Origin of the sequence: Cupriavidus sp. WGlv3 (assembly GCF_023952475.1) — a bacterium.
Lineage (GTDB): Bacteria > Pseudomonadota > Gammaproteobacteria > Burkholderiales > Burkholderiaceae > Cupriavidus > Cupriavidus phytorum.
The window spans coordinates 615,794-639,218 of record NZ_JALHRX010000002.1 but is presented as its reverse complement, the minus strand read 5'-3'; the positions used below and the strand labels follow the sequence as shown (position 1 = coordinate 639,218).

Here is a 23,425-nt window from a genome sequence, read left to right as displayed (position 1 = left end):
GGCCTAGGTTCTGGCTTCATAATGGCGGTTTCGCTCGAAATGCTCCCGAAACGCCTCAATGCTGGACGATATCAAGAAAACACTCTGGGCTGCCGCTGACAAGCTGCGGGCCAACATGGACGCCGCTGAATACAAGCATCTCGTCCTCGGCCTCATCTTCCTCAAATATGTCTCTGACACATTCGCTGCCCGCCGCGCCGAGCTGACACGCCGATTCGCCGACGAAAACGACGAGTATTTCCTGCACGAATGCGACGAGGAGATGCTCACTGGGGAGCTGGAAGACCGGGACTACTACAAGGAAGTCAATGTTTTCTGGGTCCCCGAGTCTGCCCGCTGGGAGAATCTCCGCAGCGCTGCCAAGCAGACCGACATTGGCAAGCGCGTAGATGAGGCCCTTGCCGAAATCGAGGGGGAGAACCCGAAGCTCAAGGGCATCCTAGACAAGCGCTATGCACGGGCACAGCTGCCCGACGGCAAGCTGGGGGAACTGGTTGACCTGATATCGACCATCGGTTTCGGTTCGGACGCTAGCCAGGCTCGCGATGTTCTTGGCCAGGTCTATGAGTACTTCCTTGGTCAGTTTGCTAGCGCGGAAGGTAAAAAAGGCGGCCAGTTCTACACGCCGGCCTCGATTGTCAAGACGCTCGTGGCCGTCTTGGCGCCCCACCATGGCAAGGTCTACGACCCCTGTTGCGGTTCCGGTGGCATGTTTGTCCAATCGGAGAAGTTCATCGAGGCTCATGGCGGTAAGCTGGGGGATGTGTCCATCTACGGGCAGGAGTCCAATCCCACCACTTGGCGACTGGCGGCCATGAACTTGGCCATCCGGGGCATTGACTACAACCTGGGTCGAGAACCTGCGGACACGTTTGTGCGCGACCAGCATCCGGACTTGCGCGCCGACTTCGTCCTAGCCAATCCACCTTTCAATGTCAGCGACTGGTGGCACGGCAGCCTGGAGGGCGACCCCCGTTGGGTCTACGGCACCCCCCCCCAGGGCAATGCGAACTATGCCTGGCTACAGCACATGCTGTATCACCTGAAGTCCAATGGCCGGGCGGGCATTGTGCTGGCAAACGGTTCCATGAGTTCAAGCCAGAACAGCGAAGGTGATATTCGCCGCGCGATGGTGGACGCCGATGCGGTGGAAGTCATGGTGGCCCTTCCGGGGCAGCTCTTCTTCAACACCCAGATTCCAGCCTGCCTGTGGTTCCTGGCAAAGCAGAAAATCACCCGAACGGGTGAAGTGCTGTTCATCGATGCGCGCAAGCTTGGAACCATGATTAGCCGGGTTCAGGCTGAATTGACCGATGACACCATCGATAGGATTGCCAACACCGTCGCCGCTTGGCGGGGCGAGGTTGGCGAGGGCGTCGGCGAGTACGAGGACATTCCCGGCTATTGCCGTAGCGTGAACCTCGCAGAGATTGCCGAGCACGGGCATGTGTTGACCCCAGGGCGCTATGTGGGCGCCGAGGAGGTCGAGGAAGACGATGAGGCTTTTGCAGAGAAGATGCAGAAGCTCACTGAGAAATTGGGTGAGCAGATGGCAAAGGGTGCAGAACTGGACCAGTTGATTCGGCTGAAGTTGGGAGGGCTGGGCTATGAGTTCTGAGTGGCGCGCCTGTACCCTCGGCAAATTTGTGCGTCTTCAACGGGGGCACGACCTGACGGCGTCCGAGCAGCAGCCCGGCAACGTGCCAATCATGGGGTCCGCAGGTCCGAACGGAACACACAATGTAGCGCTTGCAAAGGGCCCCGGCGTTGTCGTGGGTCGTAGTGGAGCCTCCGCAGGACGTGTCCACTTTTGTGAGGTCGATTACTGGCCTCACAACACATGTCTCTATGTGACTGATTTCTTGGGGAACAACCCGAGATTCGCGTACTATCTGTTGCAGACCCTTGACCTAGCCGCCTTCAACTCCGGTAGCGCGCAGCCGTCCTTGAATCGCAATTTCCTCTATACGATTCCTATTCGGGTCGCGGAACGAGGCGAGCAGGACGCTATCGTTGCTCTCCTTCAGTCTTTCGACGACCGTATAACTCTCCTGCGCGAAACCAACGCCACGCTCGAAGCAATTGCTCAAGCTCTCTTTAAGTCCTGGTTCGTCGACTTTGACCCGGTCCACGCCAAACGAAACGGTTTGGCTTTAGACGGTGTGGATGAAGCCGCCGCCGAAATGTTTCCGGATAGCTTCGAGGATTCACCCTTGGGGGAGATTCCAGCGGGATGGCAGATAACTCGAATCGAAGATATTGCGGAAAAAGTTGGAATGGGCCCATTTGGCTCCAACATAAAGGTTTCTACGTTTGTCCCTAATGGCGTTCCGGTGTTAAGTGGAAAGCATCTGCAGGAAACGTTGTTGGAAGACCATGCCGCCAACTGCATTACTGAAGCTCATGCAGAACGGCTCAAGAACTCATCCGTGTATTCAGGGGATGTAGTTATCACACACCGGGGTACGCTTGGTCAGGTTTCTCTTATCCCCCAAAACTCTAAGCACCCGTCATACATGACGTCACAGAGTCAGTTTTTTCTTCGGTGCGATAAAAATAGGATGACGCCCGAATGGATTACCTATTTCCTACGAAGCGCGACTGGGCAGCACTTATTACTGGCTAATGCCTCGCAGGTTGGTGTTCCGTCCATTGCGAAACCTGTGAGCTATCTACGTTCTATTAAGTTTGTTTTGCCCCCGCTAAAAATCCTACGTCGATTCTCTGATGTCACGGCCTCACTGCATGATACAGTCGTAATCAACAGAAATCGGATAGAGACTCTAAGTTCCATCCGCGACCGTCTTCTTCCGCGCCTGATATCCGGCCAACTCCGCCTCGTCGAGGCCGAAGAAGTCATCGCAGCCTGAATCCACGATGACAGAAGACCAACTGGAACAGGAAACGCTCGGCTGGCTCTCCGAAGTCGGCTATGACTGCCTCTTCGGACCTGACCTCGCTCCCGACGGAGCCAACGTTGAGCGTACCGACTACCGTCAAGTCCTGTTGGTCGAACGTCTGCGCGGCGCCATTGGTCGCCTGAATCCGAGCATCCCACTGGCCGCCCGGGAAGATGCTCTCCGTCACGTCCGAGACCTTGGTATCCCGGTCCAACTTTCAGCCAACCGGCGCTTTCATCAATTGCTGCTCGGTGGTGTGTCGGTCGAATACCAAAAGGACGGCGAAACCCGAGGCGATTTCGTCCGCCTCATCGACTGGGCCAACCCGTCGGCCAACGAGTGGTTGGCAATAAATCAATACCGCATCCAGGGGCCGCATCACCCTAGGCGGCCTGACATAATCCTGTTCGTCAATGGCCTGCCGCTGGTACTGCTTGAGCTCAAGAATCCTGCCGACGAGAACGCCGATATCTGGAAGGCATACGACCAGATTCAGACTTACAAGGAGCAGATTCCCGACGTTTTCCAGTACAACGAAATCCTGGTCATCAGCGACGGCTCGCAAGCGCGCATGGGCTCGCTCTCGGCCAACGGCGAGCGCTACATGCAGTGGCGGACGGTCGATGGCCTCACTCTTGACCCGCTCGGCCAGTTCAATGAGCTGGAGACCCTCGTCCGGGGCGTGCTGGCGCCGGCCTATCTGCTGGACTACCTGCGCTTCTTCGTGCTGTTCGAGGACGACGGTACCCTGGTAAAAAAAATCGCCGGCTATCACCAGTTCCACGCCGTTCGCGCCGCCATACAGCAAGTAGTGTCGGCTTCCCTGCCCGGCGGTAGCCACAAAGGCGGGGTAGTCTGGCACACGCAGGGCAGTGGCAAAAGCATCACCATGACGTGCTTTGCCGCACGCGTGATGCAAGAAGCGGCGATGGAGAACCCAACCATCGTTGTCATCACTGACCGTAACGACCTCGACGGGCAACTGTTTGGCGTGTTTTCTCTGGCGCAGGATTTGTTACGCGAGCAACCTGTCCAGGCTTCAACACGGCAGGACTTGCGCGCAAAGCTGGCGAATCGGCCTTCGGGCGGCATCGTATTCGCGACCATCCAGAAGTTCATGCCAGGAGAAGATGAAGATATCTTCCCCATGCTGTCGGACAGGCGCAACGTCGTGGTCATCGCCGACGAAGCCCACCGGACGCAGTACGGTTTCGAAGCACAACTGAAAGGCAAGCCCGGGCAGGAGAAATATCAGGTCGGCTATGCACAGCATCTGCGTGATGCACTACCCAATGCCACCTTCGTGGCCTTCACTGGCACGCCGGTATCGAGCGAGGACCGTGATACGCGCGCCGTGTTCGGAGACTACATCCACGTCTACGACATGCAGCAGGCCAAGGAGGATGGCGCCACGGTTGCCATCTACTTCGAGTCCCGCTTGGCCAAGCTGTCGCTCAAGGCTGAGGAACTACCTCAGATAGACGAGGAAGTGGACGAACTCGCCGAGGATGAAGAAGAAAGTCAGCAGGCGAAACTGAAGAGCCGCTGGGCCGCCCTGGAAAAGGTGGTGGGCGCGGAGCCTCGGGTAGCGGCCGTCGCGGCCGATTTGGTGGCTCACTTCGAGGAACGGAACAATGCGCAGAGCGGTAAGGCCATGGTGGTTGCCATGAGCCGCGAGATTTGCGTTCATCTCTACAACGAAATCATCAAGCTGCGCCCCGACTGGCATGACCCCGACCCGGAGAAAGGTGCCATCAAAATCGTGATGACGGGTTCAGCTAGCGACAAGGCGCTGCTACGGCCCCACATTTACAGCGGCCAGGTCAAGAAACGCTTGGAAAAACGCTTCAAGGACCCTGTCGACCCGTTGCGCATCGTCATCGTGCGCGACATGTGGCTAACGGGCTTCGATGCGCCATGCGTCCACACCCTGTACGTGGACAAGCCCATGAAGGGCCACAATTTGATGCAGGCCATTGCGCGCGTCAACCGTGTCTTCAAGGACAAGCAAGGCGGCTTGGTAGTTGACTACATCGGCATTGCCAATGAGCTCAAGAGCGCGCTAAAGGAATATACGGCTAGCAACGGACGCGGTAGGCCGACCGTAGATGCTGCCGAGGCGTACTCCATCCTGGAGGAGAAACTGGACGTCCTGCGTGGCATGCTCCACGGCTACGACTACAGCGACTTCCTGACAGCAGGCCACAGGCGGCTAGCCGGTGCCGCCAACCATGTACTGGGCGTCAAGGAGGGCAAGAAGCGCTTTGCGGACACGGCGCTTGCAATGAGCAAGGCCTTTACGCTTTGCTGCACGCTGGACGAGGCCAAGGCCGTAAGAGAGGAAGTGGCCTTTATGCAGGCCGTCAAGGTCATCCTGACCAAACGGGAACTCAGCGAAAAAAAGCGCACCGACGAGGAGCGAGAGCTGGCCATCCGACAAATCATTGGTTCGGCGGTAGTTTCCGAAGAGGTGGTGGATGTGTTTGAGGCGGTCGGCCTCGACAAACCGAATATCGGCATTCTTGACGACGCTTTCTTGGCGGAAGTGCGCAACCTGCCAGAGCGCAATCTCGCCGTGGAACTGCTAGAGCGACTGCTCGAGGGCGAAATCAAGAGTCGATTCGCTGGGAACGTTGTCCAGGAGAAGAAGTTTTCCGAGCTGTTGTCCAACGTGGTGAAGCGCTACCAGAATCGGGCCATTGAGACGGCCCAAGTAATCGAAGAGCTCATCGACATGGCCAAGAAGTTCCGAGCGGCCGCTAGCCGGGGCGAAGAGCTGGGGCTGACTGAGGACGAGGTTCGTTTCTACGATGCGTTAGCAAACAACGAGTCTGCCGTTCGCGAGCTTAGCGATGAGACCTTGAAAAAGATTGCCCATGAGCTTACTGCAAATTTGCGCGAAAACATCACCGTGGACTGGTCAGCTCGAGAAAGCGTTCGGGCCAAGCTGCGGTTGATGGTGAAGCGGATATTGCGAAAGTACAGGTATCCGCCGGACCAACAGGAAGGCGCCGTGGAACTAGTGCTGCAACAGGCCGAAGCGTTGGGGGAAGCATGGTCTTAGGCTTACGCAGATGTTCACCATATCGCGCTTGTTGCGTTATGTCATTTTTTTGTTCAAATATTTGATTAACGGAAAAGAGCCAAGGACCGTTATCAAAAATAGAACTGCGTCGCCAGAGTGCTGCTGCACTGGAGAGTAAGCGGTGCGACATGTCCCGCTTGGAGTAAAGGTTGAGGCTTAACTGTGAAATGTGAGTCGGTTAACGTTGTACTGGCCAAGAAGGGACTTCAGCCCCCTGTGTTATTCGCGTTGTCGCCAGACAATCAGAACTACAACGGTCTTTTGCTGCAACCAAGCTGGTCTATCTATGCCGGTGACGACCGCATTGGCGCGTACGACCAGACGATAGCAACTCAAAAGTGCTCGAGCTTTTTGAAGCTCGCCGTTGCCACTGAAGCAGACATAGCGATTGCGCCGGAGTATTGTGTGCCGTGGTCTGTCTTACAGAAGGCGGTGGAAAGCGAAGCTTTTCCTACCCCTGGGCGTCTTTGGGTGCTTGGCTGCGAGAGCATTACTGGCGCGGAGCTCGAGGCTTTTGCTACAGCGGTGCAAGCCATTGTCATCCATGAGCCAGTTCCGCCACATGGCACATATTTGGACCCCGTGGCGCTTTGCTTTCAAACACAAACGGACAGTGGAGATTGGACTCGCGTCGTTTTGATTCAGTTCAAAACAGCCCCTTCTCGTGACGACCACTTTCTTGAGAACGAGCACCTGATTCGCGGTACAACTATCTACCGCTTCCAAAGTCCAGACGAGTTACTTAGTCTCGGTGTCATCATTTGTTCCGATGCGTTTGCGCTTGCTACCGCTGCAGGAGTTCTGAGAAGGCTGACGGACCGAGCAACGCTAATACACATCCAACTCAACCCTAATCCGAGACATCCGGACTACCGCGCATATCGCACCCTGACGTTCAGAGGAAACAAAGAGCTAACCAACTGCGATATTGTGTGTCTGAATTGGGCGAAGAATGTAAAGCAGTATGACCAAGGTGGAGCAGAACCAACGGACTGGAAGAACATTGGGGGTTCCGCATGGTACTTGCCGCATGGTCGGTGCTCAACATCCGATGTCGAGATTCTGCGAAATCATAAAAAGGGACTTTATTATTGCTTCATGGAAGAGCGGCGTCATGCGCTCCTCTTTCACTACGACGAAGCGGTTTTCAAGCTGTCGATTTCTAAACCGGTTGCAGATGTCGATAGTGTATTAGTCAACTCGCTTGGACCACTGATGGTGGCGCGGTACCGGTGGGATGCTGAGGCAGAGGTGTGGAGCGAAGACGTCGAATGTCCGGAAACGGGTCTTGCGACGATTCTTGAAGAGGATGAAGACGTCGCTTTCGCGCTAAGAAATGTCCACGGTGCGGGCGATGATTTAGCCGTTGAGCGGGTGGTAAGCCTTGCCGCTGGGCGCAGTCGTCACCAAGAGCGATGGTTCAAGCTCGATTTACTCGAAGCTTGTCGACTGGATGCGGATGAAATTGTTCGACGAGTGACGTTCGCTGCCGACTCTCATCCGAGAGCGTCAGAATACCGTAATACCGCTATCCAACGCACAGCCGCTCTGGGGAAGATAATTGAGCACCACGTCGACTGGCCACCACAGGTCAGGGACATTAAGGGTGCAAGTCTGTCGTGGGTTGCGAACGACCCAAACTACAATCTCCGCCGCGACAATATGGAGCCCGCATTGGTGGTCTATTTGGGAGAGCATCCCGAGGGTAAAACGGTTCGTGCTGCTGCCGATGGTCTGTATGAGCTTCTTCGGAAGGAGGGGCGAACTTACAGTCACCGCATCGCGATTTGCTTCAGACGACACGGACAGTTAGTTTTCGCTCAAATTCCTGCGCTAACACGCTTTGATATGGTCGACAACGGTCTTGCAGACATTTCTCGCGTCATTGAGCCAAGTGAGCAGGATTAGGGATATTTCGAAATGGCTGATTTGATTGAAATACAAGAAGCAGTAAAGTCCCACTTCCATAATGTCACGGAGGTCCAAGAGGGCGTCCTTCGTGTCGAACGTACATACGCTGAAAAAGCATTTGCGGTGCTCTACTTTGACTTCAACGATAACTTGCTTGAGCGCGTCGAAGACTTGCGGTCATATCAAGAGACCTTGATAGGTCCAGACTACTTCGATACCAGCGAGACGCTTCGTTGGAACAATTACCTCTACTTTATCGCTGGATTGAATTCGCAGAGCAGTTCTGAGTACGCAAACATCAAGGCTCGTATCGAAGCGAATAAGGATTACGCGCGTAAGTATGTACTTTCGGCAAATGAACTGCTGGACGTTCTGGCCGAGTCGCCGCTCTTTGCACCCCAGTCCGATTTTGACACCAGTGGTGTAGTTGATGCATGGATTTCGCTGCTTGAGCAGCGACAATTGAATCTACTCTTGGACAGGCCTCCCCGCGCCCGCGCAATTGACCGGATTGAGAATGGGCATGCGGTAAAGCCCATCGCCAAAAAGGCCCCCTCCAGCCTTTCTGCGAAGGACCAAGCGCTAAGCGAAGGTTTTCTGCGTCAGCTGGAAATTGTTACTTTCCGACCGGTTCACAATGGTCGAAGCTTTCGCTTCGGAGACGTCAATCTCATTGTTGGGCCGAATGGTGTTGGCAAGACATCGCTCTTAGAAGCTATTGAATACCTCTATTGCGGACACAATAGGCGTGGAACGGACGTTGGGACTCATATTCTTCGTGGTACCGTGCAACTACCGGGGTCGGACAGTGAGTTTGCTGTGGCATCGACCAGCGAAGCTGGGAGATTAAAAAGTAGAAATTTAGCCTGGTACCGAACGGAAGCTCATCAGTCGAAGGGAATTCTGGATAATTTTACCCGCTATAACTTCCTCGACACTGACGCGGCACATCGAATTGCACGTGAACTCGACCACTCTTCACTACATGACGACCTTCGACGACTCCTCGTTGGTATGGAGGCTTCGACGCTGTGGGACTATTTCGAGAAATTGAAGGCCGATATAGCGACGCGGCGTCGAGAGATTCAACGGGAGGTGGAAACTGAAGCCGTTCGATGTAGCGCATTAAAGAGAGAGGTTGACCAAGCTAAACGGGCGCCTACCGAGGCGACATCGCTAGCAATGAATTTCCGTGCTCAACTTCGAGCTCTGGGATGGAAAGTACCGGAGATGCGGACTGGGGAAGCATTGGTCCCGGAAGAGCGCAAGCCTCTCGAACTTGTTTTGTTGTTTATCACAAAAATTCGAAGCCTAATATCCGGAGTGGATGTTACGCCTCTTGCCTTGCGAGATTATACCGAGGCGCTTGCGGCAATCCACCAGCGGGCAAGTCCCGTCGAGGCTAAACGAAAGCATCTTAATGCTGTCATCAAGGAGAACCGCGAGAGGCTTTCAAATTTCAGTGAGATTGGGGGGCTTTTAGATGAGTGGCTTTCCTATTGCAAGGCTGGTCTTCCAGGTTTAGTTCGAGAGGCAAGGCACTGGGACGTCGAAGTCAAAGAATGCCGACACCGGTTAGGCCAACTTGCAGGCATTGTGCTTAGCCCGCTCCCCGACGAGCTGGCGCATAGTCCTTTGCAGACAGCGCTGGAGCGGTGCCAGAGTCGTGTATTTGATGCCCAGACGGAGGTAATGAGGGCGGAATCCACACTGGGCGAAATCCAGTCTATTCGTGATTCGCTAGCGGTGGCAATTGCACAGTTGCAGGCGGCCGCTCGAGTTGTAGCCAAAGAGGGAGGGTCTCCAGAGCTCTGTCCAGTGTGCGAGACGCCCCATGAGCCAGAAATTCTGCACGCGAAGATTGAGAAGCTGAATATCAAGCATGCCTCCGCGGGCGTTGAGCAGCTCGTAAGCCATGTTCAGCGTAGCAAGGAGCGAGAAATCGAGGCGCGGCGTATTCAAAAAGACCTTAAGCACCTTCTGTCGGTTGCCAAAAATCTAAATTTGAATCCTGCGCTAGCGACAGCGGAGCAAATACTTACCACGCTTCGTAATGCTGAGCTAGCACTCAAGCGGGCTACCGATGGGCAGACCGCGACCCAAGAGAAAATGAATGCTGTGAAGCGTTCGGGTCTAAGCTCTGCCCGGATGGAGACACTTTACCCGCAAGTACGGGATGCCTTCGAGGAAGGAGACGACGTAGAGGACGTCGGCTTCATACAGAACGCATTGCTCCAAATTTCTGGTGAACAGGAAGACCTGAGGGCAATCATTGAACACCTTACCGGAGAGATGGCAGAGATTTCCGCTGAGTTGCGTTGGCTTATAGACAGTGATTTGATGCCCTCTCAAGAGCGAAACCTGGAGCATCAAGAGATATGGCCAGCGCTTGAGCGGAACCTGGAGCGCTTTGAATCGGCGTTGAAGTTTGTGGGAAATATCAGAGAATTTTCTGATTGGCCCAACGAGCTTCCAATGGCTGATATGGAAAGTGACGTCAATGCAGCAGCTGAGGCATTTGATAAGGCCTTGCATGCATTGAATGCCGAGAAAGAGGCGCTGACGCTGGTAAATCGCTTAAAGAAAAACTATGAAGAAGCCAGCACGAGACTGGAAGAGAAGAAGGCTCAGAGCGCGCGGTTGGTGAGTGCGGACGCAGTACTGGCGGAACTCGCCGCGAGCCATTCTCTGGACTCCGCAATGGAAGGCATCTTGTCGAACATAAAGGTGCAAATAGACGACGTGTTCGGGCGTATCCACTCGCCCAGAGAGTACGAGTTCGCAGTATCGTCATCAGAGCACCTTCTCCGCTTGCGAGGAACGAACTCCACAAGAGGGCTCGACCAGGTGAGCACCGGCCAACGTGCGGCATTTGCGTTGTCAGTGTTTCTATCGCTTAACTCGACAGCGCGCTCTGCACCTCCTGTTCTTCTCATCGATGACCCAATTGCTCATATAGATGATATGAATGCTCTTTCGTTTCTGGATTACTTGCGCGACCTCGTTCTGAACTCGCACCGTCAGGTATTCTTTGCAACGGCCGACGCGAAGGTCGCGGCACTTTTCGAAAAGAAATTTATGTTTCTAGGAGCTCCGCGTTTCAAAAAGATTTCACTCTCCCGGCAAATGGGTTGAGTGGGCCGTCTTGGGGAGCAGGCGCGGCTCAGTTGCCCAAAAAAGTTGAAGGACGGTACAGTCTGCGAGCCTTCGAGTTTGAGCAAAGAAGTCGCGCCTACAATTTGCCTACGCAGCCCGCTTGCTACAGGGCGAGCGACGGGGCATGACGAGCCTCCCTTCTGTAGATTCGGCGCAAATGCCGGCAGCCGGTTTGTTATGCTACTGCGCCATCGGCCACGATAGTACGAGTGGAGACATCAGTGAAGACGAGCGCTTCAGGCACAGTCGCCGTAGCCGGCATCGACATCGGCGGGGCAAGAAAGGGATGTCACCTTGTTATCTTGCGAGGCCGCGAAGTTTGCCGTGTCGCAAAAAGCAGTAATCCGGAAGACTTGTACCAAGACTGTCTTCAGCACGAGGTAGTCGCCGTTGGCGTCGACTCACCATGCCGATGGAGTTTGGATGGCGCCGGAAGACTCGCGGAAAAGGAGCTCGCCAAAGAGAAGATATTTTGCTTCTCGACACCGACACAAGAGCGGGCCTTAGCAAACACCAGCGGATTCTATGGTTGGATGTTCAGCGGCGAGAAGGTCTTCCAGACATTCGCGCCTACGTATCCTTTGCTCCTCGAGAAACGCTACGTCGAAGGGCCGGTCAGCTTTGAGACGTTTCCGCACGCCATCACCTGTTCCCTTATCGGTAGGGACGTCGCTTCGGCAAAACTAAAGCGCGTTCAGCGACGCAAGGTGCTAGAAGATGCCGGCATCAACGCCAGCTCTCTAACCTCCATTGACGCCGTGGATGCTGCGTTATGTGCCCTGACAGCAAAGCTTTTGCTCTTGGGAAGAACGCGAGCTTACGGGGACAGCCATGGTGGATACATCTTCGTACCGGGCGCCGACTTGCAAGAAGTTCGCTCATTCCTTTGAGATTCGCCGGGAAAACGACATCAGCGAGAATGCAACTACCGAACACTCAGTATCTCCGACGTCGGAAGTCCCACGGGGGTATCGGTTCTGGGTCCTGCCAAAGGCCGCGCCGCTCTTTCCGCGCTTCAAGCTCGGCTGCGGCGTAGGCTTGCCTATCCTTGGGAGCTTGCTCTGCTTCATATCTCTTGTAATGCCACGCTAAGCCGACCTTGACTTGAGCGAGCGATATGTCGACGCCGTCCGCAATGACGACTCCAATGACTCGGTTGTAGCTGGTCTTGTACCACTCCACTGAAACGCGCTTTGCGAATGCAAGGCTGGCGAGATATTGGCGAGAACGCTCTCCCCATGCTTGGCTGTGTTCAGGGGCGTCTATGCCTGCTAGGCGAACCCGTATCTCGCGCTTTTCATCATTGAGTACAGTGAGGGTGTCCCCATCGACAATCCGGACGACCCTACCCGTAAAAGTGGCCGCATTTGTGGTGCTCACCAAAGCCAGCACCGCTGCGGAGGCGACGACGTACCGTTGCAAGGGCAACGTCACTTTCTGCACAAACAATCGGATGGAGGCCACTATCGACGTATCTCCGATTTGTAGAAAAAGTTCTCGACCCGCAAACGCATGCGGTCAGACTGGACAGCGTCGGTAAGCGTGCTTTTGAGTTGGACGTAGTGTCTGCACTCAGGGCTCTGCTTACGGCTCCAGTCAAATATAGGTCGAACTCTCGACTCGAACTCGGCATAGGAGAAGCTTCCCGCAAGCATGGCATCGATGCCGGGGAGTGCTTTGGCATCGGCGTCGCGACTGGACGGCCATGCAGGCGCAACAGCCACACCGTCTGGACGTAACTCGACCGCAAACAAGAACTCAATCTTCCCGGCGGTGTTAAGCCAGCATGGGGGATAGTCGCGACCTCCATTGGCATTGAGTCGATTTTGGAGGAACGCCACCTGGCCGCGAAGGTCCGCGTTGTCCTTCTGCAGCACCTTGATATTTGCCCCGGAATTTGTCATGGAGATGAAGTTGCTCGCAGCGTCGACAACGTCTTGAACAGTCTCCCGTTCCTTACCTTTTGGAAGCTCTTTGTCGAGCTTGTCTTTCAGTTCCCTCCTAAGCTCTGAGGACGTCTTCAGTGCTTGTTGAACCTCGGCAAGGATGCGCGATGTGTCCGGCTTCTTTGCGGTACTGCTCTGTGCATTACCGGGGCCTTGATGCCCCTCTACTGCCTTGATAACCGCATCTTGCATGGTCAATGCAGACATCACCTCAGCAGCTGTGACATCAGGTCGTTTTTCCTTCGCGGTGGCTTCAATCTTTGCCTTTACTTCGGCGAGTGCCGTTAGCTCCTTGTCCAACTCTTCAAGTCGTTTCCGAAGTCGAGCATTCTCTGCCTTTGCCTGTTCGGCTGCCATCAGCTTGGAAATAGCCTCATCAGGATTTCGTAGACCGGCCCCTTGCAGTACGTGGGCAAGCTGATTTTTCGCGTCGGTCAACCCTTGCTGAACATCCGTAAGCAAGGGAAACTCGTCCAGTTGCTTGCGCATGTCCTCAATGTCTTTCTGGCTCTTGAAAAGCATGTAGCCCAGCAAGAGCAGCAAGATGAATGTGATTGTGAATGCAATTTCGGTCAGCGATAGTTGAAAGACCTGGTCCTGACGCTTCGGTGTCATGGATAGTCCTTGCTTGCCATCGCTTCACGGCCGTCCACGGATTGGATGACCATCCCTATTGGGCGCATATCTTGACCAACGGGACTGGCTGTGGGCGCCGCACCGACATGAGGTGCGGTCGTAACGGGCGCATGGAGTCCCTTTGAGATGCTTTGGAGATGAGAGGTAACCTCGGCGAGTTGCTCGGACACGCGAATGGATTGCCCACCAGCTTCCCAAAGAGCTGCAGCGACCGTTTCCTGCTTGGCGACGGACGCCTGCAACTGTCTGGCAACCTCTTCGTGCGTTGCGGCCGTCGTCTTCATCTCTGTTATAGCTTGGATGTTCGCCGAGGCTCCATCTCGCAGCGCTGAGACAGTCTCTCGTGTATTCAGGACGTTGTCGGCCATTTGCTTTGACAAGGCATCGTTGGATGCAGCGTGAACGGCAAGTTGGCGCGTGATGCCATGCAACGAATCCGCGAGGGTCGCCCTTGTAGTCTCGCTGGTGCGGGCAAATTCTGATACCGCGCCAGTGAGTTCGCGGGTTTCACCGTTGGAAGACTCCAGACGTCTCATCACTTCAGCTAGTGCTTCTGCCATTGTGCAGAGCTGTTGGCCCATCACAGTGAGGGCGTCCATCTGACCTTGGGTAGCCTGGAGGACTTCATGCTGGCTCTTGGAAAGGGTTACAACAGAGTTGATTGCTTGGTCAATCTCATCGGACCGTTGCTCCAGGCGTTTAAATGCCTGAGTCACCTTGCCTGTAGACTTTTCAATGCCGGAGGAGGCCGATTGGACCTGAGTGCTGAGCGCGGTGGCAGCTACCTGGAAGTCTTGCATCGGTGCTGCGAGAGTCTTTACAAAGTAATCCCCAGGAAATTGGCTGGAGCGCAGACGATTCTCGAGCTCCCCGACGAGGTCCACTGCACGTTGCTGGACAGTGAGCACGCTCTTTGCTGCCCCTTGACCGACCCGCTCGACGATGTTCTCCAGTGCCTTGCTTGCCTGCTCTGCCCGTGCCAGCGCAGTGTCAACCTGCTCTTTCTGTTTGCTAGAAAGCTGTTCGAAGAGGCCGTCAAGTGATGCGGCATAGTTCTTGGCGATGGCTTCAATCTGCTGGTTGACCCTGTCCGCGCTGGACTGAGTAGCCCGGAAAAGTCCTTCGTCAAAGCCCTTGAAGTGATTGAGCGACACGGTTAGCTGGTCGGCAAGCGCATAGGACGCCTTTACTACCGCCTCCCCGGCGTCGACAACGGCGTCGCTCGAGTCCTTGCGGAAGGTTACGAGCCAAACACGAACGAAGAGGCCAAGAACCGTACTCACCATTGCGGCACCGAAGCGAACCGCGATGGCGCTCATATTGGTTCCAATGTTTGGAATGTCGAGGAGACAAGCGCAAATGGAGGCAATCGTAAAGATGAATCCCAAGTAGTAACAGCTGTCGGCGAACTTCTCGTCAGGAACTTCGGCCTTGTCGCGACGGCGGTAGCCGAGGGCCATGTAGGCACTCATCACCACCAGCGGCAACCCGAAACCTAGTACCCAAGCATCCTGGAGCCGTACGCTAATGCCCGCAAAAAGCACCTTCAGCACGACGGCAAGGAAGAAAAGATTCTTAGTGGGGATGTAGGCTGTCTTGTTCATGTATTAGCCCTCCAGCGGTCGGGCCGACACCACGCGTGCGCGGGCCTTGTTGAAATAGGCTTCCCAGAAGCTTAGATTGCGGCGAGTTTGAATCTTCGGGTCGTTGACGAGATAGTCGAGCTCCACCTCGACGCCTGAAAGGTCCGCCTGCGCTTTGCGACCATAGGCCGTGTCAGTAAAGGCGTCGAAATCTGGTAGCCCCTTGTACATACTGAACTCAGGGGTGTTGTGGAGCATGTCAGACACTACGATGAGACGCCGCTCGCCTTGGATGTCATGTTTTCTGAAGGCATTGATTCCAATGAGTTGCAACATCTCGAAAATCGGAGACTTCTTGGCGGGCGTCGCGGAAACCAGTTTTTCGGACTGCTGCATCAGTGGCTGTACGAAGCGTTCCTCGTACTGCTTGCGAAGGCGGGTTAGGTTGGACGTAAGCGCACTTTTGTCCTCTCCGGAGCCGGGATTGCAAAGCTCTACCAAAGGCTCCGCATTCAAGGTGAAATCTTCACCAAGCACGTACACCGATAGTAGTGAGCCCTTGGGAGTCCGCCGAAGTACGAGGGTCTGCAACTCGGCTTCAAAAGCGCGTTTCTGTACGAAGTTGAACGGGTCTGTCTGGTCAACAAGAAGGACCACGTGTCCGGTGGGACCGTTGGCGGGGCAAAGGGTTGCCTTGTCGACGCCCTTTTCCTTCGTGAGAGTGACGTATACAACCCCAATCAGAGCGGCGGCTACTAAAAAGAGGCCTCCGAAGATTTTTAGTAGGTCGAATTGTTGTTCGCGTTGTTTACGCCGGCTAGCTCGTGCCATGTTTTAGCTCCCTAAGACTGTGCCAGAAGCGGAAGCTGGCGTCTCGGAGGTGGGGCCTACTGAAGCCTGCGGAAATTGCGCTTTCAAGGGGCGCACAAGTTGATACTTTTGGTTGAAGGCGTTTTGGATTCGCGACCGAATGCCCTGTTCTCCCTTTAGAAGGTCAGCTACAAGCGCCTCTTGTTGCGTCAGGATGGCTTTATCTTGCTCCACAGTGAAGTCTGGAAGGGGCAATTCTTGCAATCTGGGAATTTCGTTGAAGTATGCGGGAGCAGGAACGCCCCCACGTGCGACAGTGTTCTCGGTCCGGAACGTCATTAGCAGAGACGCAAGTGCGCGCTCAGCCTCCTGCATTACATGAAGAAAATCGATTCCCGAATCCCGCTTTGTTCGAATCGCAGCGGAAAGGCCGCGAAGGGCCTCCTGCGAATCGTGTAGCGTAGATTCGAGAGCGGCAACTGCGTCATCGCGCTCTCTATCTAGTTCGTCCCTCAAGTCTTCGAGTTCTTCCTCGTACTCATCCGAAGCCTTGTCTGCTTCCTCCGTGATTGCGGTATAACCTGGGTAGCGGTCTAGAAATGACAAACCAGCGTACCCCGCGCTGAGACCGAAGCAGGCGCTAAGAAGAAACAGTAGCCAAGACATGATGTCGCGGAGCTTAAAGGGGCTCTCCTTCAAGGCGTGCAGCGCGGCCGCCTCGGCGTCAGGTATGCCGGCCGTGAGAGTGTCACGAAAGTGCGCAATGGCAAGGCCGACGCCGCCAACGGACGCTACGATGAAGACGAGACCAACCATCCCCATCAGCTTCCACTCGAAACGCTGATGCCATAAATTGGGTAGAAGATAACGCCCGATTCCAAAGGCAAATAAGACGTTTACGAAGGCGAGCGCGAAGGCATAGAAGAATCCTCCAAGTAGACCGTCGTCGAGGCCTTGCGCAAAGAATTTGGCGTTGAGCACTCCCTCGAACAATACGCACACAAGCAGACCTATCCGCTTTGACCATTTGCTAAGCCCACTCGGCACTATGGCATCGCGAGTAAGTCCGTTCGTCGCTCTAAACCGCTCCAGTTGGACATGTTTTTGATGCTTTGCTTGAGCAAGGCTCTCTAGCTGGGTGTCTTTGCGCGTGATAATCGCATTGACGTTGCTTTCAAATGACTCACCTGCGGCCAGGGCACTGTTGATGCGCTGGATAAGGTTGCACGAGTGAATGTCGTTGTTGACGTTTGAAAGTCGGATAGCTCCCCACTGCATGTACTCCTGACGCTGCTTTTCCACGCGGTGCACTACGGCCATTTCAGGACCGGAAAGAACCGTTGAAGTTTGGTTGGGGACTCCTTGATGCCCAAGACGTTCGCCTTCCTCCCGCAGCCGCAGTTCGATGGTCAACTGTTCGATGTCGATGGGATTAAGAGTTGGGTGCGCAGCCTCATATGAGGGCTTTGGCGCACGAAAAATCCAGCCTTTCAGTTTTTCGTACAGACGAATCAGAATTCCAAGGCGAGTGTCGAGAGTCATCGCAGGTTCTCTGCTGGGATTAAAACTCGCTTCAGTTTGGGAAGTGAGGGTGATTTCTTGTTGCTTGGTGTTCGCCCATGAGGAGAGCCTCGCGCTGCGTAGGGTCGCTGGAGCAGTCGGGCGATTTCATTGGCTCTCCTCGGAGCCGGCCTGGTCATTGACCAGAATGCCCTTTCGCTGGCAGTAATCCTCCAGTGCAACTTCCAGCATATTTGTCAGGCTTCGTCTCTCGCGTCCCGCTGCTGTTTCCAAGAGCTTTTTGAAGGAGGGTGTGACCCGGAAACTAAGTCCGATATTTTTTTCGGCGCCCATATTTGTGATTTGTATTGCGCTTTGCAATACTTTATTACATCACGGGTTACGAAAAGTTACAATACGCCAAAAGGTGGGTGGAGACGTCGTCATGTTTATGGCGATTGAGGCGCTTTGTTACGGCGAAGCGACACGTGTCCGAGACAAATAAGGAATGAAAGGGACTTCCCCGCTAGATTTGACCGCTTAACCTTTTGCTGCCATGGAGCGACCTCCAGTGACGCCTGCCTAAAGTTGTTGCCGCCTCATAAGGCACTTCTGGTTCATTCGATGAGACGGGCCAAGAGCCTTTTTCCCCCTCACCCCAGACTTCTCAGTGACGACTTTGGTATGTGCCAGAACGGTCGGGTACCGCACGACGTAAGGATTTCTTCCCTCATAAACACCAACGCCATGGCCTTCGCCGCTGGCCACCCGCACTGCCCGTAAAAGTAAGTGTGCACATACTTAATGCCGCTGGGTCTGGGTCAAATAATGGGCACCGCGACACCTGCTATTGATGGCGGCCAGCCGGCTCGCCGGGCGGCCGACTCGCAGGAGTGTGGCCGGCAGCTGCTTGGCTCGTCTTGATTGGAAGAACAGTTGACGTCTTCCAATTCCACATCGTCAGAATGTGCAAGCTGGCGAAGTCCGTGACGGTGGATTTAGGGTGCTGGTAGGGAGGCCGTGCTTTGCTGGTAACCTCGATTAGGACGCGCAACGAATCGGCGATACGACCGAGTGCACACCTTCTCCAGTAGAGCCATTGCTCTCGCGCACTCATTCACTGGAAGCGATGACGTCAGGTTTGACTATCAAGTGCAAGCGGTTGACGGTAGCCAATATCGCGGGGTGTGAGGACCAGTCCGTCGCAATGACTCTCGAAGATTTTTCCTTGCAAGTTAAAGAAGCAGAACTGTTATCGCAGCAGCATTGGACCCGGACAAAAAAGTACGGTGGCCAGGGATACACAGGGGCGCTGGCTTAGCCAGTAATTGGTCCGAATAGGTGCAGGCGCTTCCAAGACCCGTTGAGACCACGGATGATGGCCTCAATTGGAAGCCCCTCCTAAGGGGGGAGGCTCCGCATCGCAATATGCCGATGTAAACTGCGTCCGAGCGGCAAGCAAGATATAAATATCAATTACATCTGGTCTAAGTTCCGTTATGCCGGAGGCATAAGGTCGTCTGGCGCCGGTTCAGAGGTGTGTTATCTAATGCAAGATGAGGCTTTCCCGACGGGGTCCCTAGCGGACAGAATCAGTGCCATTGTCGAGTCCCACGCTGTCGATGTACGCATCAGGCGCGTCGAGTTCACTTCTCCGACTCTGCCCTGCGTGAACGCGCATTTCCTTTATCCCGTCTTCAAAGGGCGCCAACCGACGATGGAAGCGTTGGCGAGGATGTTGGTTAAGGAGATAACGAAATTCTGCGCTACGCGTGCGGACCGACGTAAAGCCAAACGCCTAGATAACGAAGCCGGAGAATTGGAGACGGGCGCCGTCGAGGAGCTTGCCGCGAAGGCAAGGAGTTTGTTCATGGCGCCGGACGCGGACGCCAGGTCGGGGGAGGCAGGAGAGCTCCTCCTATATGCGCTCATCGAGCACTACCTCCGGGCTCCTTTGATTGTGTCGAAAATGCGGTTGAAAACCAGCAGCAACATGCCGGTGCATGGCGCTGACGGTCTTCACGCTGCATGGTGCGAGAAGACCGATGCACTGATTCTTTATTTTGGAGAGTCAAAGATGCATCAATCGTTCTCGAGTGCCATGCAAGATGCGGCGGAGTCGGTGGCGGCACTTGTGGCGAACGCTGATGGGCGCCTGGAGCGAGAGCTCGAACTGGTGTCGAACTTTCACGACTTGGGGACCTTCCCCGAGAAAGGTATCGAATATTTGCTTCGCTTCCTCAATCCGTTCGAGACCGAGGAAGGGAATCGACGAATTGACCGCTTCGCGATACTCGTCGGCTTCGACTATCACGCTTACGCAAAGCTTGCTGACGTACCTCTGGCCGAAGTCGAGGAAACGTTCCTCGCCTTCTACAAGGCGGCGATGAAGCAAAAAATCGGTACAGCTCGGAGCCACCTCAAGAACAATGGTATTGAGATTGAGAACGTAGATTTGTTCATTTTCCCCGTGCCATCGGTGGAGTTGTTCCGAGCGAAGTTCCAGGAGGCGATGAATGGCTGAGTTCTCATTCAGGCTTGCAGAGCGCATTGAATCCAGCCCACTATTCCAAGAAGCACTTGCGGACCTGCAGCAGCAAAGTCTTGTGCCGCTGCTTGGCGGTCTGCCTAGCCTCGAATCGGTTCGGGCAGCCAGGTTGAGTGAGGCAGCAATTGCATTGGCGCGCTCGACAGAGCCAAGACACCAAGGCCTCGCTCAGGACATTGCGTACTCCTTGGCCGCCTGTCATGCAGACTCCAGGCTCCGCGGCGTGTGGCGCCACATTCTGGCGGAAACGGGAAACTTCCCTGCCGGTGACTATGTCTCCGACCGACCCCTCATAGAACAGGAACTGCCGTGGACTCTGAAGGTCCGCGAAGCCGCTCGGCGGGACCAAAACACGGTCACCGTTCTCAACCAAGAAATTGTGTTCACGGACTTCCAAGCAGACGTCTGGTGGCAGTTGCACGGGCACCAGTTCGTGAATGTGTCCGCGCCTACTTCCGCGGGAAAGTCTTTCTTGGTCCAGATGTACTTGCTGGACGAGCTGGCTAACACCGAGGTGGCCAGAAACATCGTCTACCTCGTACCGTCGCGTTCTCTCATATTTGAGGTGCAGGCCAGTCTCACGCACGCGCTGAAGCCATTGGCAGACAGGGTTGTCGTCAGCAGCGTTCCGCAAGTTCATGACGACTTGCACGCGGGAAAGAGCCTCGTGTTCGTGCTAACTCAAGAGCGTCTCCAGACCATTCTGAACGAGTCCACGATTGAGTTCGATGTAGTAATCGTGGATGAAGCGCAGCAAATCGGTGATGCTGACAGGGGAATCTTGCTCCTTGGATGCTTGGAGGATGCTCTTGCGCGGCGTCCAGAGACCAAAATGCTGTTCATCACCCCAAGCTCCAAGGACGCGCGAACCATCGCGCCGTTGCTCGGAGCGAAGGCTGTGCAGACGGTCCGGAGCGCGGTTCGACCTGTACGCCAGAATTTGCTGTTCGTGACTTGCAGCGGCCGGAAGCCGAAGCGGATGATTTCTGTCCAACTGCATCGGCAAGGTCAGGAGAAGCTGAGCGTCGGAAGCGTACTGACCACGCGAAGTATCGCCAAGGACGATAGGCTGGTGACAGCCGCGTTGGAGCTTGGCAAGGAAGGACAGAGTATCGTCTATGCGTGGGCGCCGTCGTCTGCAGACGGTACTGCCTCAGATTTGGCCGATGGGTTGCCAGAGCCTGACAACTTTGCTGATTCTCCGTTGGAGGAGCTTTCCAGCTTCGTAGCGGAGCACATCCATCCAGAGTTTAAGCTCGCACAGGTACTGAGGAAGGGTGTCGGCGTGCACTACGGTCGCCTGCCGACGACGATATCGAAGGCGGTCGAGGAGTACTTCGACGCCGGCCATATCAAATATTTGGTCTGCACATCGACGCTGCTCCAAGGCGTGAATCTCCCGGCTCGCAACATCTTTCTAAAGAATCCGAGGAAGGGCCCGCTTGGGCCGCTGGAGGCCAATGAGTTCTGGAATCTCGCGGGACGTGCGGGGAGATTGAAGCGCGATACGCACGGAAATGTGTTCTTGGTCGACTACGAGGATTGGGAATCCCAGCCCGTTTCCGACCAACAGACGACCGACGTAGAGCCATCAATTTGCGACGCTCTTGGCGTCAAACAAGACTTGGTGCTGACTTATGCGCAAGACGCTTATCATAAGTCTGGCGTAAAGAAGGAGGCGCTCGCTGAAAGCGTATTCACGCGGTTGTTCTTGGATGCCCGTGACGGCACAATCGACCAGACCATAGAGCGCGCTCTCGCCCGGTATCCAAGCGTAAGCACGACCGCCTTGAAGGACGCCGTCATGGCTGCGCAAGACCGTGTGTCTTTGCCCACGTCTCTCCTTAAACGCAACAACCTCATATCGCCATTGCGCCAGCAAGAACTGTACGACCACCTTACAAGTCGTGCGTCGGAAGGCTTCCTAAGCGGCATGATACTTGTGCATCCTAGGAGCAAGTACCCAGACCCAAAAACTCGACTCGAAGCGGCCTTTCGGGCGATTCATGCACATCTCGAAGGCCGACTGACAAACGAGGAGGCCTATTACGGCTGGTTCGCGCTTGCTTGGATGCGCGGTGAATCGCTCCGTTCCTTGATTGATAACCGAGTGGACTGGGAACGTCGGCAAGGGAATCTTGATGAGCTTGAGCCGAAGAAGATTGGGTCACTCGCAAGAAAGGTAATGGAGCAGGTCGAGACGAAGTTGCGCTACCACTACGTCAAGTACCTACGGTGCTATATGGATATCCTCACGCACAAGCTCATAGAAGTGGGCCGCGGTGACGAATCGGAAATGCCGCCCATTCCATTGTTCTTGGAGTTCGGTGCATCGGATAGAACACTGGTCTCAGCGATGGAGCTTGGCATGTCTCGGATTGCTGCCCTGGAAGTGTCCAAGTTCTTACCCAAGGATAAGGATGCAGCGTTCGTTCGACAGGAACTGAAAGCAAAATGGTTCTGGCGCGCAGAGCTGTCGTCCTTTGTTGTTCGCGAACTCGAACGACTTGGATTGTTGGATTGAGGCTGCCATCGCCAGACGTCAGTGAGGTGCCGACGCGCGCCGAACTACATACGCCATATCGCGTTACGACGCTCGTTAGCCGCTGGCGTGGCCATCCGTAATGCTCACGCTCACTCGATGACTACGGTTCCTTTCTGCGAAAGGGGGAGTATTGCTGCGCGTAATTTTCGCCACCATCCCCGCGGATGTGTGAGTCGAATATGGATGGAGACTGCAATGCTTCGCAGTTGGACTGCTGCCAGGCGGCCACGAGGACGGCCAGAAAATTCTCGCGACTGGAGACATCGCTCGTGTTGCGGGCGGCCGGTTGGGTACCTACTCCATGGTCCTTCACGAGGAGCCCTTCGGGATGATTGCCCGCGGCGAACTCGTCAACTATCCGCGTTTCGGCGAATCCGTCTGGGGACCTTGTCGCCAGGTGTACCATCGTTGCGATGACTGGTCGCGAGGATATGCCGCCCAGACCGACGCTACCCGACGCTCCCATTCACCGCACTGGCTCTCTCTCGTACGTTCGCCTAAGTGAGATTCCTCAGCCGGCCCGTGCACTTTTTGAGCGCAATCTCAAATCCTTGACTCGTACTTTGATTGCAGGTGTGGATAAGGCAGGTGAGTGCATTCGCCTGAGTTTGTGGGAGGACTTTCTTGATGGCAAGTGGTAGTCGGAAGCCCATCGACATGCCCGGCGCAGGGAGATAAGGACCGCGTCACAATTGGCGCCCTGCTCCAGGGCATGCGAACTGCGAACTTGCATCTGCCGCGGAACGTCCTACACTCCAGTCACGCGCCCCAGTGGCGCCTCAATGTTGCCGCTACAAGCAGAACT

The 23,425-nt window shown here is 55.2% G+C and carries 13 protein-coding genes; 8 read left to right on the top strand and 5 right to left on the bottom strand.

Annotated elements, in window-relative coordinates; translation table 11 throughout:
- Positions 1–58: 58 nt before the first annotated feature.
- The 6 genes from MKD38_RS06250 (at position 59) to MKD38_RS06225 (ending at position 11,942) form a co-directional block, all read left to right on the top strand.
- The gene (locus MKD38_RS06250; protein ID WP_252675261.1) at positions 59–1,618 is read left to right on the top strand and encodes a class I SAM-dependent DNA methyltransferase; all 1,560 of its coding nucleotides are present in this window, start codon (positions 59–61) and stop codon (positions 1,616–1,618) included.
- A complete protein-coding gene (locus MKD38_RS06245; RefSeq protein WP_252675260.1) occupies positions 1,608–2,870 on the top strand; it encodes a restriction endonuclease subunit S in 1,263 nt (420 codons plus the stop codon). Before MKD38_RS06250 ends, MKD38_RS06245 begins: the two co-directional genes overlap by 11 nt.
- Before the next feature lie 7 nt (positions 2,871–2,877).
- Positions 2,878–5,964 (top strand): type I restriction endonuclease subunit R, encoded by a 3,087-nt coding sequence (locus MKD38_RS06240; protein WP_252675259.1) that lies wholly within the window; start codon positions 2,878–2,880, stop codon positions 5,962–5,964.
- Between the two features lie 183 nt (positions 5,965–6,147).
- Positions 6,148–7,893 (top strand): hypothetical protein, encoded by a 1,746-nt coding sequence (locus MKD38_RS06235; protein WP_252675258.1) that lies wholly within the window; start codon positions 6,148–6,150, stop codon positions 7,891–7,893.
- A gap of 12 nt (positions 7,894–7,905) precedes the next feature.
- Positions 7,906–11,031, top strand: coding sequence for an AAA family ATPase (locus tag MKD38_RS06230; protein ID WP_252675257.1), 3,126 nt, complete (start codon positions 7,906–7,908; stop codon positions 11,029–11,031).
- A gap of 242 nt (positions 11,032–11,273) precedes the next feature.
- Complete coding sequence (locus MKD38_RS06225; protein ID WP_252675256.1) at positions 11,274–11,942, top strand: DUF429 domain-containing protein; 669 nt, start codon at positions 11,274–11,276, stop codon at positions 11,940–11,942.
- Positions 11,943–11,988: 46 nt separating this feature from the next.
- Here the strand turns inward: MKD38_RS06225 and MKD38_RS31115 are convergent, their stop codons facing one another.
- The 5 genes from MKD38_RS31115 to MKD38_RS06205 all read right to left on the bottom strand — a co-directional run bounded on the left by MKD38_RS31115 (position 11,989) and on the right by MKD38_RS06205 (position 17,569).
- Positions 11,989–12,432: a thermonuclease family protein gene (locus MKD38_RS31115; RefSeq protein WP_371925645.1), complete on the bottom strand. Its 444-nt coding sequence runs from the start codon at positions 12,430–12,432 to the stop codon at positions 11,989–11,991.
- Positions 12,433–12,515: 83 nt separating this feature from the next.
- The gene (locus MKD38_RS06220) at positions 12,516–13,613 is read right to left on the bottom strand and encodes a hypothetical protein (RefSeq protein WP_252675255.1); all 1,098 of its coding nucleotides are present in this window, start codon (positions 13,611–13,613) and stop codon (positions 12,516–12,518) included.
- Positions 13,610–15,238 carry a hypothetical protein gene (locus MKD38_RS06215; RefSeq protein ID WP_252675254.1) on the bottom strand — a complete coding sequence of 543 codons (1,629 nt, stop codon included), beginning with the start codon at positions 15,236–15,238 and terminating at the stop codon, positions 13,610–13,612. The genes MKD38_RS06220 and MKD38_RS06215 overlap by 4 nt, the downstream gene beginning before the upstream one ends.
- A gap of 3 nt (positions 15,239–15,241) precedes the next feature.
- Positions 15,242–16,048, bottom strand: a complete 807-nt coding sequence (locus tag MKD38_RS06210) for a hypothetical protein (RefSeq protein WP_252675253.1) — start codon at positions 16,046–16,048, stop codon at positions 15,242–15,244.
- 3 nt (positions 16,049–16,051) lie between these two features.
- Positions 16,052–17,569, bottom strand: coding sequence for a hypothetical protein (locus MKD38_RS06205; RefSeq protein ID WP_252675252.1), 1,518 nt, complete (start codon positions 17,567–17,569; stop codon positions 16,052–16,054).
- Between the two features lie 1,627 nt (positions 17,570–19,196).
- Here MKD38_RS06205 and MKD38_RS06200 point away from each other — a divergent pair.
- Both MKD38_RS06200 and MKD38_RS06195 read left to right on the top strand, forming a co-directional pair.
- The gene (locus MKD38_RS06200) at positions 19,197–20,051 is read left to right on the top strand and encodes a HamA C-terminal domain-containing protein (protein ID WP_252675251.1); all 855 of its coding nucleotides are present in this window, start codon (positions 19,197–19,199) and stop codon (positions 20,049–20,051) included.
- Positions 20,044–22,599 (top strand): DEAD/DEAH box helicase, encoded by a 2,556-nt coding sequence (locus MKD38_RS06195; RefSeq protein WP_252675250.1) that lies wholly within the window; start codon positions 20,044–20,046, stop codon positions 22,597–22,599. The genes MKD38_RS06200 and MKD38_RS06195 overlap by 8 nt, the downstream gene beginning before the upstream one ends.
- Positions 22,600–23,425: the final 826 nt, after the last annotated feature.